General features: G+C 46.8%; 14 protein-coding genes. 4 read left to right on the forward strand and 10 right to left on the reverse strand.

The features are described 5' to 3' along the window. Window positions 1-222: 222 nt before the first annotated feature. A complete protein-coding gene (locus tag RCO84_RS09095; protein ID WP_144150933.1) occupies window positions 223-1,203 on the forward strand; it encodes an ROK family protein in 981 nt (326 codons plus the stop codon). A 226-nt stretch (window positions 1,204-1,429) separates the two neighbouring features. Here RCO84_RS09095 and RCO84_RS09100 read toward each other — a convergent pair whose 3' ends face one another. The 7 genes from RCO84_RS09100 to trpD all read right to left on the reverse strand — a co-directional run bounded on the left by RCO84_RS09100 (window position 1,430) and on the right by trpD (window position 8,159). Then, a complete protein-coding gene (locus RCO84_RS09100; protein ID WP_117727135.1) occupies window positions 1,430-1,996 on the reverse strand; it encodes an anthranilate synthase component II in 567 nt (188 codons plus the stop codon). Window positions 1,997-2,077: 81 nt separating this feature from the next. After that, the gene (locus RCO84_RS09105; RefSeq protein WP_317584815.1) at window positions 2,078-3,514 is read right to left on the reverse strand and encodes an anthranilate synthase component I family protein; all 1,437 of its coding nucleotides are present in this window, start codon (window positions 3,512-3,514) and stop codon (window positions 2,078-2,080) included. Window positions 3,515-3,617: 103 nt separating this feature from the next. Beyond that, window positions 3,618-4,817, reverse strand: coding sequence for a tryptophan synthase subunit beta (trpB, locus tag RCO84_RS09110; protein ID WP_264910008.1), 1,200 nt, complete (start codon window positions 4,815-4,817; stop codon window positions 3,618-3,620). Between the two features lie 70 nt (window positions 4,818-4,887). Beyond that, the gene (gene trpA, locus RCO84_RS09115; RefSeq protein WP_317584817.1) at window positions 4,888-5,664 is read right to left on the reverse strand and encodes a tryptophan synthase subunit alpha; all 777 of its coding nucleotides are present in this window, start codon (window positions 5,662-5,664) and stop codon (window positions 4,888-4,890) included. Between the two features lie 28 nt (window positions 5,665-5,692). After that, complete coding sequence (locus tag RCO84_RS09120) at window positions 5,693-6,313, reverse strand: phosphoribosylanthranilate isomerase (protein WP_317584819.1); 621 nt, start codon at window positions 6,311-6,313, stop codon at window positions 5,693-5,695. A gap of 5 nt (window positions 6,314-6,318) precedes the next feature. After that, window positions 6,319-7,131: an indole-3-glycerol phosphate synthase TrpC gene (gene trpC, locus RCO84_RS09125; RefSeq protein ID WP_317584821.1), complete on the reverse strand. Its 813-nt coding sequence runs from the start codon at window positions 7,129-7,131 to the stop codon at window positions 6,319-6,321. Between the two features lie 23 nt (window positions 7,132-7,154). After that, window positions 7,155-8,159 (reverse strand): anthranilate phosphoribosyltransferase, encoded by a 1,005-nt coding sequence (gene trpD, locus RCO84_RS09130; RefSeq protein ID WP_317584823.1) that lies wholly within the window; start codon window positions 8,157-8,159, stop codon window positions 7,155-7,157. 576 nt (window positions 8,160-8,735) lie between these two features. Between trpD and RCO84_RS09135 the strand changes: the two genes are divergently transcribed. Beyond that, on the forward strand, window positions 8,736-8,864 hold the full coding sequence (locus RCO84_RS09135) for a hypothetical protein (protein WP_022120798.1): 129 nt from the start codon (window positions 8,736-8,738) through the stop codon (window positions 8,862-8,864). Between the two features lie 13 nt (window positions 8,865-8,877). After that, window positions 8,878-9,531: a ribulose-phosphate 3-epimerase gene (rpe, locus tag RCO84_RS09140; protein ID WP_117727141.1), complete on the forward strand. Its 654-nt coding sequence runs from the start codon at window positions 8,878-8,880 to the stop codon at window positions 9,529-9,531. Here rpe and RCO84_RS09145 read toward each other — a convergent pair. Next, complete coding sequence (locus RCO84_RS09145; protein ID WP_264910006.1) at window positions 9,528-10,124, reverse strand: sigma-70 family RNA polymerase sigma factor; 597 nt, start codon at window positions 10,122-10,124, stop codon at window positions 9,528-9,530. The genes rpe and RCO84_RS09145 overlap by 4 nt on opposite strands. A gap of 283 nt (window positions 10,125-10,407) precedes the next feature. On the opposite strand from RCO84_RS09145, the gene RCO84_RS09150 reads away from it, so the two are divergent. Further along, entirely contained in the window at window positions 10,408-13,032 is a 2,625-nt protein-coding gene (locus RCO84_RS09150; RefSeq protein ID WP_317584825.1) for a glycoside hydrolase family 88 protein, read from the forward strand. A 206-nt stretch (window positions 13,033-13,238) separates the two neighbouring features. On the opposite strand, the gene RCO84_RS09155 is transcribed toward RCO84_RS09150, so the two are convergent. Both RCO84_RS09155 and RCO84_RS09160 read right to left on the reverse strand, forming a co-directional pair. After that, window positions 13,239-13,901 carry a hypothetical protein gene (locus RCO84_RS09155; RefSeq protein WP_144150953.1) on the reverse strand — a complete coding sequence of 221 codons (663 nt, stop codon included), beginning with the start codon at window positions 13,899-13,901 and terminating at the stop codon, window positions 13,239-13,241. A 316-nt stretch (window positions 13,902-14,217) separates the two neighbouring features. Next, window positions 14,218-15,783 (reverse strand): ATP-binding protein, encoded by a 1,566-nt coding sequence (locus RCO84_RS09160; RefSeq protein ID WP_144150955.1) that lies wholly within the window; start codon window positions 15,781-15,783, stop codon window positions 14,218-14,220. Window positions 15,784-16,053 lie beyond the last annotated feature (270 nt).

Raw genomic sequence — 16,053 nt, forward strand, 5'->3', positions numbered from 1 at the left:
CCGTTTTTTATATTTTCGGGCACGGATTACACGGATTACGCGGATGTTCTGCATGAATATAAACAGGATTTAGGGCAACAGAGAAACTTCGGACAGCAAATCGTCTGGCAGGAAAAAAAAAGAAAATTAAAATTTTTTATATTTAAAAATAAACGAGATTCAAAAGTTTTCAGTATCTTTGCCGAAAAATAAAATAATTCTAACTAATTTCAAATAATTAACATGACAGATAATACACTTAAACCGTACGTAATAGGCCTTGACCTCGGCGGTACAAATTCAGTTTTCGGCATCGTAGATGCTCGCGGAGAGATCAAAGCAACAACTGCCATCAAAACAGGTGGTTACGGAAAAGTTGAAGACTATGTGAAGGCAGCCGTAGAAGCTCTCCAGCCTATCATTGATACGGTAGGCGGCATTGACAAGATTAAGGCAATGGGTATCGGTGCGCCAAACGCAAACTATTATAATGGAACAATTGAATTCGCTCCAAATCTTCCTTGGGCACACGACGGAGTGGTACCATTGGCCGACTTGTTCAGCAAAGCCCTCGGCGGCTTGCCTGTAGGTATGACCAATGATGCCAATGCTGCTGCGCTCGGCGAGATGACATACGGTGTAGCAAGAGGTATGAAAAACTTCATCGACGTTACGCTCGGTACAGGCGTTGGCTCTGGTATTGTCATCAACGGACAGATGGTTTACGGCTGCGACGGATTCGCAGGCGAATTGGGTCACGTTACCATGGTACGTGGCAAAGAGGGTCGCACCTGCGGATGCGGCCGTACAGGATGTCTCGAAGCTTACTGCTCTGCCACAGGTGTGGCTCGCACAGCACGCGAGTTTCTCGAGAAGAGCGATGAGCCTTCATTGCTCCGTGAGATGAATCCGGAGAACATTACATCTTATGATGTGAGCGTTGCTGCAGGCAAGGGCGACAAGCTGGCACTGCGTGTATACGAGTTTACCGGCAAGATGCTCGGTGAGGCTTGTGCTGATTTCGCAGCCTTCTCTTCACCAGAGGCTTTCGTCTTCTTCGGTGGCCTGACCAAGGCTGGCGACCTCATCATGAAACCTATCCAGAAGGCTTATGATGAGCACGTGCTCCGCATCTTCAAGGGCAAGGCTAAATTCCTTGTTTCTACCCTTGATGGTAGTTCTGCTGCCGTACTCGGTGCGAGTGCAGTGGCTTGGGATATGTAAAGGGTTGTAAAAACAAAAAGGTTTAATTTTCCATTTGTGGAAAAATCAGTTTAGGTAATATGCTTCGCGAAACTCGTGAGAGGATTGTAGCGAGGGTTAAGATTGTTAGGAAAAGCCTGGCACTCGAGAGAGCGTCAGGCTTTGCTTTTTCTTATCATAAAACAAAAAAACTCAACAACCACCATGCGGTCATGGTGGTCATTAAGGTCATTGGTCATTAAGGTCATTAAGCTTTTTCCAACCAGTTTCTCACCATCTTCTTGCCGTCTGGTGTCAGCACGCTTTCCGGATGAAACTGGATACCATGAATATCATAGTTCTTATGCTTCAGACCCATGATGCAACCATCATCGCTTACCGCCGTAACGTCCAGGCAGTCAGGGAATCCCGAGCGGTCTACCACCCAAGAGTGGTATCTGCCAATCTCTATGCGCTTGTCCAACCCGTCGAAAATAACATCGTTGCCAAACTGGGTGCAAGGGGTTGCCACTCCATGATACACCTCAGAAAGATTGGTAAGCTTGGCTCCAAACGCCTCGCCTATAGCCTGATGACCCAGGCATACGCCCAGCATCGGCTTGCGGCCTGCATACTTGCGGATAACATCCATCAGCAGTCCCGCCTCCGACGGAATGCCCGGACCCGGACTCAGAATGATCTTGTCGAAGCATTCCAGCTCCGGCAACTGGAACTGGTCGTTGCGGAACACCGTAACGTCAGCTCCCAACTCCTTTACCAGATGGGCCAGATTATAGGTAAAGGAATCGTAATTATCTATGATTACTACTTTCATCTTTTGTTATTTATTATTGATTAGTGAGTAGTGAGTACAATCAGCGAGAAATAATCACTAATCACTAATAATTAATCACTATTACAACTCTTCAGCAATGTGAATCGCCTTAGTCAGCGCACCGAGCTTGTTGTTACACTCTTCTAGCTCATACTCATCATTGCTCTTTGCCACTACTCCACTACCCGCCTGGAACCAGAGTTCGCCGTTTCGGCTGATGAAGGTACGTATCACGATGGCCTGATTCAGGTCGCCGTTCAGACCGATGAAGCCGATACAGCCTCCGTAGGCACCGCGGTTGTGAGGCTCCAGCTCTGAGATAATCTGCATCGCTCTCACCTTAGGCGCACCGCTCAGCGTGCCGGCAGGGAAGGTATCAATAAACTCCTTGATGTGGTCGGCATGCTCATCCAACTCTCCGCTCACACGGCTCACGAGATGGATAACATGACTGTAGAACTGCATGTCCTTGTAGAAATCTACTTTCACCCCATGACAGTTGCGGCTCAGATCATTGCGTGCCAGGTCTACCAGCATCACATGCTCGGCATTCTCCTTCGGGTCGTTGCGCAGGAATTCGGCAGCCTTGCGGTCCTGCTCCATATCTCCTGTGCGTCGGGTGGTTCCGGCAATCGGGTCAATGAACGCCTTGTTGCCCACGATGCGGTTATGGGTTTCAGGCGAAGAACCGAAGATGCGGAAACCGCCGAAGTCGAAATAGAAGAGGTAAGGCGAAGGGTTGATGCTGCGCAGCGCACGGTAGAGTTTGAAATCATCGCCCTCATATTTCTGTACGAAGCGGCGACTCACCACAATCTGGAATACATCTCCGCGCAGGCAGTGCTGTATGCATCGGCGTATGTTTGCCTTGTGCTCCTCATCGGTGAGCGTAGAGGTGGTTTCGCCCACCGGGTGGAAATCATAAGGTTTCACATTTGCCTTGTTCACCGCCTTGAGCAGTTCGTCGAGCTCTGGAAGTGAAGAGTGAGGATCTTCACTTTCCTGGAGCGCAATGAGCTCCATGGTGTTGTTGAAATAGTCGAAGACGATGATGTCCTTATACATGATGTAATAGATGTCTGGCGCATCATTCTTCTCCATGGTGGTATCCTTGACAGGGATGTTCTCAAAATATCTCACCGCATTGAAGGTGGTGAATCCATAGAGTCCGCAGAACTCCTTGCTCTCGCCCTCTACATGGAAGGAAGAGATGAAGTAGTTGATACTCTTTGAGATGGCGAGTTTGCACTCCTCGCCCTTACCGGCACCGAAGGCAGGAAGCCGCTCTTTCTCTACTCTTCCGTCGGGATAGGTCTTGATGACCTCACCATGACTCACGGCGATGCTTGCCAGCGGATGCACACCGATGAAGGAGCGCGAATTCTCGGAGCCATGATAGTCGGAACTCTCCATCAGAGCCGACTGCGGATAAATATCTCTCAGTCGCATGTAGACTCCCACCGGCGTATAGAGGTCGGCGAGAATCTTGCGGGTAACTGTCTTGTAATTAAACTTCATTTAATTTATGATTTACTGTATATAGTTTACAGTTTATAGCATGAACCGCTTTGACAATCGTGCTCTACGGCGCAGCCTCTGCTAACTATAAACTATTAACTATTTAAAAATTGCCGTACTCTCCTGCCATTTCCTTATGGTTCAAATACGTTTCTACATCCTTGTCGCCACGGCCTGATACGGTGAGCACCACCACATCATCCTTCTTGAACTTCATCTTCTTCAGGGCTGCCACGGCGTGCGCACTCTCAATAGCCGGAATGATGCCCTCCATGCGGGTGAGTTCGTAACCGGCGTAGATGGCCTCATCGTCCTTAATGGCGAGCACATGGCTCCTGCCCGATGTGGCAAGGTCGGCGTGCATAGGGCCGATGCCCGGATAGTCGAGGCCGGCACTGATGGTAAAGGCTTCCTCTATCTGTCCGTCCTCGGTCTGCATCACGAGGGTGCGTGCTCCGTGGATGATGCCTTCTGTGCCGCAGTGCATGGTGGCAGCGGTATAATCGGTATCTATTCCGTGTCCGGCAGCCTCAGCCAGATATATCTTCACGCGGTCATCATCAATGTAGTGGTAGATGGTTCCGGCAGCGTTGCTTCCGCCACCCACGCAGGCGATGAGGTAATCAGGATAGTTGCGGCCTATCTTCTCCTCAAGCTGCCATTTCAGTTCTTCAGAGATTACGCTCTGCATCTTGGCAACAATGTCTGGATAAGGGTGCGGACCCATGGTAGAACCTACGATATAGAAGGTATCCTGCGGGTGGCAGCACCAGTCGCGTATGGCCTCAGAGCAGGCATCGCTCAGCGTCATGTTGCCGGTGCGCACAGGGTTCACCTTGGCTCCCAGCATCTTCATACGCTCTACGTTGGTATGCTGGCGTTCCACATCGGTGGCACCCATGAAAATCTCACACTTCATGTTCATCAGGGCGCATACCGTAGCGGTAGCCACACCGTGCTGTCCGGCTCCGGTTTCGGCAATGATGCGGGTCTTGCCCATCTTCTTGGCCATGAGAATCTGACCGATGGTATTGTTAATTTTGTGTGCACCGGTATGGTTCAGGTCCTCACGCTTCAGATAGAGCTGGCATCCGTACTTCTCGCTCATGCGCTTAGCATAATAAAGAGGTGAAGGGCGGCCCACATAATCTTTGAGCAGCGCACGGTATTCCTTCTTGAACTCCTCGCTATCAATGATTGGCTTGTAAGCCTGCTGCAACTCGGTTACACATTTATATAATATCTCAGGAACATAAGCTCCTCCGAATTTTCCAAAAAATCCTTTTTCGTCAACTTGATACATAATACTTAGTTTATAATTTATAGTTTATAGGGCAAGCCTGCTATACGGCGAAGCCGCTGTTAACTATCAACTACTTTTCGAGGCACTCAAAAAGCTCATCTAAAGCCTTATCCGGATCATCGGTTTCATTGAGCAGGGTTACAAACTTACTGCCGATGATGGCTCCCGCCGCATTATCCTGAGCACTGGTAAGGGTCTGCTTGTTGCTGATGCCGAAACCTATCATGCGTGGGTTGCGTAGATTCATGCCGTTGATGTGGTTGAAATAAGCCAGCTTGGCATCGCCGAAACTGCTCTGGGCGCCCGTGATGCTCGCCGAGCTGACCATGTAGATGAAACCATCGGTATGCTCATCGATGAAACGGATGCGCTCCTCGCTGGTTTCAGGGGTAATCATCATGATGACACAGATGTCATACTTGTCGGCTATGGGTTTTACCACCTTCAGATAATCATCAAAGGGAAGATCTGGGATGATGGTGCCGCTCACTCCGCTCTCTACGCAGCTCTTGAAGAAAGCCTCAATGCCGTAGTGCATGATAGGGTTCAGATATCCCATCAGCACGAGTGGAAGCTGCACTTCATCCTTGATTTTCTTCAACTGAGCGAAGAGTTTCTTCACTGTCATTCCGTTCTTCAGAGCCACGGTTCCGGCACTCTGGATAACAGGACCATCAGCCAACGGATCACTGAAAGGGATTCCTACCTCAATCATATCTATCCCCTTGCGCTCCATCGCCTTAATTACATCACCGGTACCTTCCAAAGTTGGGCATCCGGCGCAGAAATACAAGCTCAAAAGCTTGCGGTCTTTATTGTTTGCAAATAATGCATTTATTTTATTCATTTTTTTACCTTTTTACTTTTTTACCCTTTTACTTTTTTACCTTTAAAAGGAATTCCTTGAGTTTCTCTACATCCTTCAGTCCCGGTTCTATCTCAAACCTGGAGTTGAGGTCGATTCCTACGCATCGGGGCTGATAGAAAGACAGGATGCGGGAAGCATCTTCCGGACCGATGCCGCCACTCAACAGGAATGGAACATCGCCATCATATTCATCCAGTACCTGCCAGTCAAACTGCTGACCACTTCCGCCCACCGTCTTACATTTGGTGTCGAAAAGGAAGTAGTCAACAGCGCCTACATACTCCTTATATTTCTGAATGTCCCCGGCATTGGAAACACTAATAGCTTTGATTATCTTCATATTCCCCTTTGCTGCACGCAGTTGCTCACACAGTTCCCTGCTCTCGTTTCCATGCATCTGCACCGCATTCAGAGAGAATGAATGAATCTTATCCAACATATTGGAAATGGAATCATTTACGAAGACTCCCACTCGGCACACATTGCGGTCAGCATCAGAGCGAGCCAGCACATGACTGGCATACCGTGGAGACTTAGGATAGAAGATAAATCCCATCATATCAACGCCGAGTTGCGCAACCTGCTTTACATTATCAGGTTCACGCATTCCACAAACCTTTACTAACATTTTCTTTATTGTTTCAACTGCTTGATAAACTCTTGAAGCGCTCTGCCCGGATCAGCCTGTTTCATGAACTGTTCGCCCATCAGGAAACCCCTGAAGCCGCCTTCTTCTCTCAACCGGAGAACCGTCTGCGGGTTGGAGATACCACTCTCGCTCACCCTGCACACATCCTTCGGAAGTTTCTCTGCCAATCTGAAGCTGTTCTCCACATCCGTAAAGAAGGTTCCGAGATTTCGGTTGTTGATGCCGTACATATCCGGTTCCAGTTCTGCATACTCGAAGTCGCGCTCATTATGCATCTCGAGCAGTACCTCCATGCCCAGCTGGTGTGCCATGTTCATGAGCATCTTACACTCCTCCTTGGTCAAGCAGGCCGCAATGAGCAGCACGGCAGAAGCTCCGCAGTATCTCGCCTGCAGCAGCTGGTATTCCTCTACCACGAAGTTCTTATATAAGATAGGTAGGGTAACGCCCACATGGCGCGCCTCCTGAATATACTCATCATATCCTCCGAAGTAATCAATGTCGGTGAGGATGCTGAGCGCCGAGGCTCCGTTCTGCTGGTAGGCGAGCGGGATGATGCTCGGCTTACCCTCCTGTTTGATCCAGCCCTTGGAAGGCGATTTGCGCTTGAATTCAGCGATGATTCCCGTCTCCGAGTGCATCAGCGACTCCTTCATGCTTCCGCCCGGCACCTTTCCCCCATCTTCCTGCATTTTCTGCTCGGTGAGGGTTATCATCTGTCGTGGCTGGATAAAGCGCTTGCGCTGCTCAATCTCGATTCTTTTATGAGCCACAATTTCCTCTAAAATATCAGCCATTTTTTCGTTTTTACTTTTTATCTTTAACTGTTGATCTCTACGAATTTTTTGAAGGTAGCGAGTGCCTTACCCGAGTCAATGCTCTCTCTTGCTATCTCCACGCATTCCTCTATGCTCTTCTGTCCCTTCTCCATTACCTGGATACCGAAGGCTGCATTGGCGAGAACGATGTTCTTCTGAGCTGGGAGGGCACGGTTTTCAAGCACTGCATCAAAGATGTCCTTGGCCTCTTCCTCGGTTGCTCCGCCTCGCACCTCTTCCGGTTTGGCTATCTCGAAACCGAGATCCTGAGACTTGAAAATCTTCTCATAGTTGTTGGTGGTTACCTTGAAGTCGCCGGTGAGTGAAATTTCATCATATCCGTCGATGCTGTTAACAATGCCGAAATCAATGCCTAGTTTCTGGTAAACCTGATTATAAAGGCGCATCTGGTCGAGATTGGCTACACCCAGCAACTGGCACTTAGGCTGACTAGGATTGACAAGAGGACCTAACAGGTTGAACACGGTAGGAAACTGCAAAGCCTTGCGGATAGGCCCCACAAACTTCATTGCCTTGGCGAAGAGCTGGGCATGAAGATAAACGATGCCTGCCTCGTTGATGCTGCGGTTCAGCTTGTCTATATCATCGGTAAACTGAACACCATGGTTCTTGATGACGTTGCTGGCACCACTCACCGAAGTAGCCGCATAGTTGCCGTGCTTTGCCACCTTGTAACCCGCACCCGCAATGACGAAGCAGGAAGTAGTAGAAATGTTAAAGGTGTTCTTGCGGTCGCCACCGGTTCCCACCACGTCAATGTAGCGGTCACAATCCAGGATGGCTGGCACGCCCGTGGCAAGAATTCCGTCACGGAAACCGAGCAGTTCATCTACCGTTACGCCTCTCATCTGCAAACCGGTGAGCAGGGCTGTAATCTGCTCCTCAGGAAATTCACTCTTGGTGATTCCTACAATGATGTTTCGGGTTTCCTCACGGGAAAGTTCCTCATGGTTCAACATTCTGTTCAAAATGTCCTTCATTTCCATAGTAAATATCTCCTATATTTTTTGTTTTTATTTTTCGTTGTAAAAGAAAAGGGGCCTGTCGTAAGTTACGGCAGGCCCCTAGTATATTATGTTGTTCACATCCACATACGGCGTCTCGACTCACGACTTCTGGAATCTTGAGTTACGCCACCACCATGATGTAGATACGAATGTATTCATATTGCTTTTTCTTTTAATTGTTTGTTGCTACTAAAAAACGACGAGTTTCTTTCTTTTTAACGAAAATATTCTCCTTCGTTCTTCATTTTCTACTGCAAAAGTACAGTTTTTCTTTTAAACTACAAACTTTTTGTCGAGAAATTTTTAGATTTAACACTATTTTATCATCTAAATCACCATTTCGCCCACTTTTTCTTCCCCTTCTCTCCCCTATACATTATTATATATAGGGAGAAAAGAAAAAAATATTTCGCCGAAATGTAATAATCTGCCAGACGTGCCGTTATTTATCTAGAGGACAGGTAACAGGCGGAGGAAAACTCCACAGAAAGAAATGCCCGTTCTTGAAAGCAACAGATAAAAGTAGTATTCATTCAAATAAAAAGATTCACGCCTATGAAGCAAGTATTTACACCAAAGAAAATGAGACCTTCGGCTCAGACCATCTACTTCATCAAGCAGATAGCCTACTCCTATCATACCATGGTGCAAAATGGGAAGCTAAAGGTGTGCTATCCTAACTAAAAGAAGAAGAAAGATGAAAACAATGGTATCCCCTTCATTGCTCTCAGCCAACTTCATTGACCTGAAGAGTGATATAGAGATGATTAACAAGAGTGAGGCCGACTGGCTCCACCTCGATGTGATGGATGGTGTCTTCGTGCCCAACATCTCGTTCGGCTTCCCTGTGATAGAAGCCGTGAGCAAGGTGTGCACCAAACCCCTCGACGTCCACTTTATGATACAGCACCCGGAAAATTACATTGAGCAGACTGCCAAGCTCGGTGCCATGATGATGAACGTGCACTACGAGGCCTGCACCCATCTGCACCGCACCATCCAGCAGATTCATGCAGCAGGCATGAAGGCAGGAGTTACCCTCAACCCTTCTACCCCGGTATGTGTGCTGGAAGACATCATCTGCGATGTAGACATGGTACTTTTGATGAGCGTTAACCCAGGCTTCGGCGGACAGAAATTCATCGAGAACACCATCAAGAAGATAGGCCGTCTGCGCCAGCTCATCAAAGAGAGCGGCAGTCAGGCACTCATCGAGGTAGATGGCGGCGTGCAGGCAGAAACTGCTCCAAGACTGGTAAAAGCCGGAGTAGACGTGCTGGTAAGCGGAAGTTATGTATTCAAGAGCACAGACCCTTATGCTACCATCCATGCCTTGAAAGAACTCCACTAATCAAGATTCAGATAGATATTGTGCTCCTTAGCCATCTTGCGGAGGTTAAGGAGCGCATAACGCATTCTTCCCAGACTCGTATTGATACTCACATTGGTACACTCGGCTATATCCTTGAAAGACATCTGCTGATAAAAACGCATATAAACCACTTCGCGTTGTGGAGCCGGCAGAAAGTCTACCAGTTTCTTCACATCACGGAGCACCTGTTTGCGTACCATCTCCTGCTCAGCACAGTCTGCCTGAAAATCTTCGCCTCGCAGACGGGAAAGATCATTATCGTTCCCCTGTTCTACCATGCGGAACACACACTGACTGCGATAACCGTCGATGATGACATTATGCGCTATGCGCATTAACCACGAAATAAATTTGCCCGAACTGGAATACTGGCCAGCATGTAAACGACTGATTGCCTTCACGAATGTCTCCTGGAAGATATCATTCGCCAGATCCTCATCGTGAACCACGAAAAGGATATAAGAGAACAGTTTCACCTCGTTGCGGGAAAGCAACTGATCAAAGGCTCTGTTGTCGCCCCCGACATAAGCCAAGGCCAACTCTTCGTCTGTCATTTCATTGAGTTTACTCATTTTCTTAATCTTATTTTATTCATTAAGTAAATGTCTATCCAATAAGCTACCCAGTATTTATTGCGTTAATAATGTTAATTATCGTTGCAAAGGTAACATTTTATTTTCAAAATACCAAACATTTTTCCAAAAACATTTAATTTTAACATTACCAGCACCTGTTTTACAAATAAAATTCGTATCTTTGCAGCGATGTGTTAAACGTAAGACCTGACTAACGAATAAACAGATCAATACAAACGAATTCATAAATACAAATAATCATAAAACTAGAACAAAGACAATGAAGAAATTCTTTAAGACCTTACTCGTTGCTCTGCTTCTCATCCCATCCTACGCTTGGGCCAACGGATGGAACGATGCTGAATATCAGCGCATTGAACAGAGCATACAGTTGCCTAACATCAAGCAGGCAACCAAGAAGTATGTAATTTCTGCCTATGGAGCCAAGCAGAACGCTTCGGCTGCACAGAACCAGAAGGCAATCAACAAACTCATCGCCCTCGTTTCTAAAAAAGGTGGCGGTACTGTAGTCATCCCGAAGGGTACCTGGCGCACAGGAGCCATTGAGATGAAGAGCTTCGTAGAACTGAATCTCGAAGAAGGTGCAGTACTGCAGTTTGCCTTTGAGCCAAAACTCTATCCGCTGGTTCGCACCGCATGGGAAGGACTGGCATGCTGGAACTACTCTCCATGCATCTACGCCTACAAGGTTTCCGACATCGCCATTACCGGTAAAGGTACCATCGACGGAGGAGGCAATAATGATACATGGTGGCAGTGGAACGGCAACCCTTACTTCGGATACAAGGAGGGCGTAACCAAGGAACACCAGAAGATGGGCTCCCGCGCCAGACTGCAGAAAATGGCAGAAGACGGCGTGCCTTTTGATGAGCGTAAGTTCGGTATGGGACAGGGTCTACGCCCTCAGCTCGTCAACTTCGTACGCTCTGAGCGCATCCTCATCAAGGACGTAAAGATGATCAACTCGCCTTTCTGGGTGATGCACCCTCTGCTCTGCAAGGACATCACGGTAGACGGCGTAACTGTTTGGAACGAAGGACCTAACGGAGACGGATGCGACCCTGAGGCATGCGAGAATGTACTCATACAGAACTGTATCTTCCACACCGGCGACGACTGCATCGCCATCAAGAGCGGACGAAACAACGACGGACGCCTCTGGAACAAGCCATCCAAGAATATCATCATCCGCAACTGCCGCATGGAAGACGGACATGGTGGCGTAGTCATCGGTTCTGAGATTTCAGGCGGATGCGAAAATGTATACGCCGAAAACTGCGAGATGGACTCTCCTCACCTGGAGCGCATCCTCCGCATCAAGACCAACAACTGCCGCGGCGGACTCATCCAGAACATCCACATGCGCAAGGTTACCGTAGGACAGTGTAAGGAAGCCGTGCTCAAAATCAACCTCGACTATGAGCCAAGAGAGGCTTGCTACCGCGGATTTGAACCTACCGTGCGCAACGTGAGCATGGAAGATGTTACCTGCCAGAAGAGCAACTACGGTGTGCTCATCATCGGTGGAAACAAGGTAGAAAACGTATACGACATCCATGTAAAGAACTGTAAGTTCGATGGTGTCATCAAGCAGCCTGTCAAGATGACCGGCAAGACACGCGATGTGAAGTTCGACAACCTCATCATCAACGGTTCACTGGTTTTCAACAAGGAAGACCGTCCTTACCAGACCTACTCAGAATGGCTCACCCACAGCGAGATGCAGCGCACTCCCCACCCATACAACCTCGACTTCAGTCCGAAGAAACCTCGCTGGAGCTACGTGATGGGCATTGAGATGGAAGGCATGCTCGACACCTACCTCCACTACAAAGACGGGAAGAGCACCTTCAAGGGAGCTGATGCCGAAGCCAACAACGAGGCTATCATCAACTACCTGAAAGAATATCCAGCCAAGATGATTGACGAAAAAGGAAACATCACAGGCTACAAATATGAGGATTTCAACCTCGACAATGTGCGCACAGCGAAGTTCATCCTCCGCATGCACAACCTCTTCCCTAGCAAGAGCAGCGAACTGGCACTGAAGACGCTCTTCAAGCAGCTGCAGAACCAACCTCGCACCAAGGAAGGTGTTTACTGGCACAAGGCAATCTACGCCAACCAGGTATGGCTCGACGGCATCTTCATGGGGCTACCTTTCTACTGCAACTACGCCGTACAGAACCTCAAGCCTAAGAAGGCGAAGAAGATTCTCGACGATGCGGTAGACCAGATTGTGAAGACCGACCTGCGTACCTATGATGAGAAGACCCAGCTCTGGAAGCATGCATGGGACGAGACCCACAGCCAGTTCTGGGCAAACAAGGAAGACGGAAAGAGCCAGCATACCTGGGCAAGAGCCCTCGGATGGTACGTCATGGCAATGACCGAATGCCTTGATGCCATGCCTGAAGATTATGCTCGCCGCGGCGAAATCATCACCTTATTAAATAAGGCAATGAAGAGCGTGGTGAAATATCAGGATAAGAAGACCGGTGTTTGGTACGACGTGATGGACGTAAAGGATCCTCGCAACTACCTCGAGAGCACCGCTTCAAGCATGTTTGCCTATGTTCTCCTCAAAGGTTACCGCAAGGGATACCTCGGCAAGGAATATCAGAAAGCAGGTATCAAGGCTTATGAGGGAATCCTAAACAACTTCATCCAGGTAAATCCTGACAAGACCATCAGCCTTACCCGCTGCTGTGCTGTCAGCGGACTCGGTCCTGGCCCTGGTCCATACGTCAAGAAGCCAAACTTCAAGCGCGACGGCAGCTTCGACTATTACATGAGCGAGCCTATCCGCGACAATGATGCCAAGGGCGTAGGTCCTTTCATCTGGGCTAGTCTGGAAATGGAAATGCAGGGACTGAATAAGTAAAACTTAGTTTATAGTTTAAAGTTTACAGTTTATAGTTTACAGCGGCTTCGCCGTATAGCAAGATTGCCCTATAAACTATTAACTCTAAACTGTAAACTGAATTTAAAGAATTCTCACCGATGGAAAAGAAAATATTCACAACAAAGGAGGGTGTGTCATAAGTCCATGACACACCCTCCTTTTGTTTTATATGTATATATAATCTGTTACTTTACATACTTCTTACCATTCTTGATAACAATACCCTTGGCAGAAGAAGAAACCTCCTGACCAGCCATATTATAGGTCTTACCATTCTTCTTGGCAGCAGCGTTTACTGAAGAGATGCCGGTAGATGTACCTACCTCGTACTTGAAACCATAGAAGCCCATTTTAGTACCTGCAGCGAGCACATAGTATGTACCACCAGCAGCAACGCTGAATGTTACAGTACCATTAGACTTCACTGCAATAATATTCTCGCCCTTCACGTTCTGTGTGAACTCCTGAGAAGCACCATCCTTGGCAGCAGGCAAATTATAAGAAGCAGGAGCTACCTCTGCAAAATTAGCATCCAGAATATGGAAACCCTTGTCTGCATTCAACTGAACAGCTACAGTTACAGAACCTGCCTTTACTGTCTCGAACTTATAAGCGCAGCCAGTAGGCTCTGCATCAGAATGCAACTTACCACTGTTCTTACCACATACGTAAGCAGTAAAATCAGCATCAGCCAAGTTGGTAGTTGCCTTACCATCCGCGAAAGCTGTACCATCATTCTCCATATAAGTCAAGGTGACATTTTTTACTGACGTAATCTTATCACCAGCATTTACCTTGTCACCTACCTGCACAGCATAAGTTCCCTGAGCATTAACACTAGCAGCCAAAGCTACGGCTGAATAAGAGTAAAGAATTTCTTCATAATCGTTTTATTTTAAGTTTATATATTATTAATTAGTTGCTGAATAACTTTATTTTAGTTTGCTTCATTTACTAGTTGGTTTCGTTGGCAACGAATAATAAATCATTTTGAGAATCTCGGAAAAATGTGAACCAAAATGAACTAAAACTACGAAAACGATTACGTAAATCCAAACGTCAAGTACCAGAATATAAGAGAGTTTTAGCTAGCAGATACCAAACGGGCTGAAGAGACAGCAGCCCCTTCAGCCCGTTGCAGAACTATATACTAAAGTACAGTATTTATCCTTCCTTTATCTTCCAATCACTAATTGTCCGCTGATTACTATCGTAATTAACACCAATTTTGAACAAGCGTTTACCATCAGCAGAATATGGAATCAGATATCCCTTTTCATCTATCTGTTTGATTGCTTCTTCGGCAGAACCATCATACTTCAACTCGAAAACAAATACAGCATCAGGCATATACACAACGGCATCAGCCCTGCCTATTGCACTATCCTCCTCTACCCTCATATGGGCGCCCATCAGGTTGAAGATAAGATAGAACACCGTCTGGAAATCCCGTTCGTTCTTATTGCTCAAACGGTTGGAGATGCTGGCAAGATACGCTTTCAATCGAATCATTGCTCCCTCTACATCTCCATCATAAAGCATTTCCAGGAAATCACCTACCAAGCTGTTATTATCCAAAGATATTGGTGAAAGATAGTTAGGTGCAAGACTCTTGAGCATACCTATCTTTACCTCCCTGTTAGGATATTCCAGTGTATAACGATGCAGCATCGGGTTATACTTCTTGATGGTGAGATAACCACTCTGATAGAGCAATGGAAGCGCAGAAGTCATCATTTCCGGCGAAACATCAAAATCATCCACATCACATGATTTCTTCTCAATATCCATCACATTAACGTGATACTTCTGCAGCGTCTTGATAAGATAAGTCGGCGTACCCGAGCCAAACCAGTAAGGAGCAATATCCCGTGCATTCAGTGCCTTTACCAGGCTGAACGGATTGAATACATCTTCAGATTTCTTACTGAAATGATAGCCGTCGTAGAATCTTGTCAGCTCTGCCAGGCACTCCTCATACGTCATACCCAGGTCTTCTCCCAATGCCTCTATATCCGGTTTCATCTGAGTGGTAAGTTCCTTCTTGCTGATACCGCAGATAGCCGAATACTGGTCGAACATGCTGATATTGTCTAGGTTATTCAGCTCGCTGAAGATGCTGAGCTGCGAGAACTTGGTGATACCCGTAATGAAGGTAAACTCCAGATATGGGTCGAGCTTTTTCAGAGGACTGTAGAAGTTCTGCATGATGCGGCGGAGGGGCTGCAGGTTCTCCTTCTCATGTACCACATCCAGCAATGGGGCATCATATTCATCGATGATGACAACCGCCTTTTCGCCCGTTTGTTCATAAGCACGCTTTACGATACCATCCAGTCTTTCATTAGGATATTTTTCACCTTCTCCCTTACCGTATAGCTTTTCATAGGGCAAAAGCTGTAGATTCAGATAACTGTTCAAGGCATCAGCATCAAAGTGCTTGGCACCGCTCATATCAAAATGAAGCACAGGATGCTTCACCCATTCCTTCTCATAATCAGCTATTGCCAATCCCTTGAAGAGTTCCTTTCTACCCTCGAAATAAGCTTGAAGAGTAGAGGCAAAAAGCGACTTTCCGAATCGTCTTGGACGACTCAGAAAGACATACTTCATACCTTTTTCTCTGAAATCCACGATGTATTTGGTCTTATCTACATAGAGATAACCTTTCTCGCGAATTTCTTCAAAAGTCTGAATTCCTACAGGATATTTATTTACTATTTTTACCATATTCCTACATGCTTTACGTTTTGCGCGGCTAAATTACAAAGAAAATCTGAATTAACCAAAGAAAAAATCAAATAACTTAACTTTCACTTATCAAGAAATGAAAGCACCCTCTATATACCTTACTAAAGTTTAGTAGTTTGTTTTTGCCTGCAAAAATACGACTTAATTCTCATTTGGCAAAGAGAGATAAAAAGGTGGAAATGTACGAAAACGATTGCGTAGCTTTTACAACAAAATTGAAACAAAAAGTTCTTAAATAGAAATAATAAG

The organism is Segatella copri, from assembly GCF_949820605.1.
Classification (GTDB): Bacteria; Bacteroidota; Bacteroidia; order Bacteroidales; family Bacteroidaceae; genus Prevotella.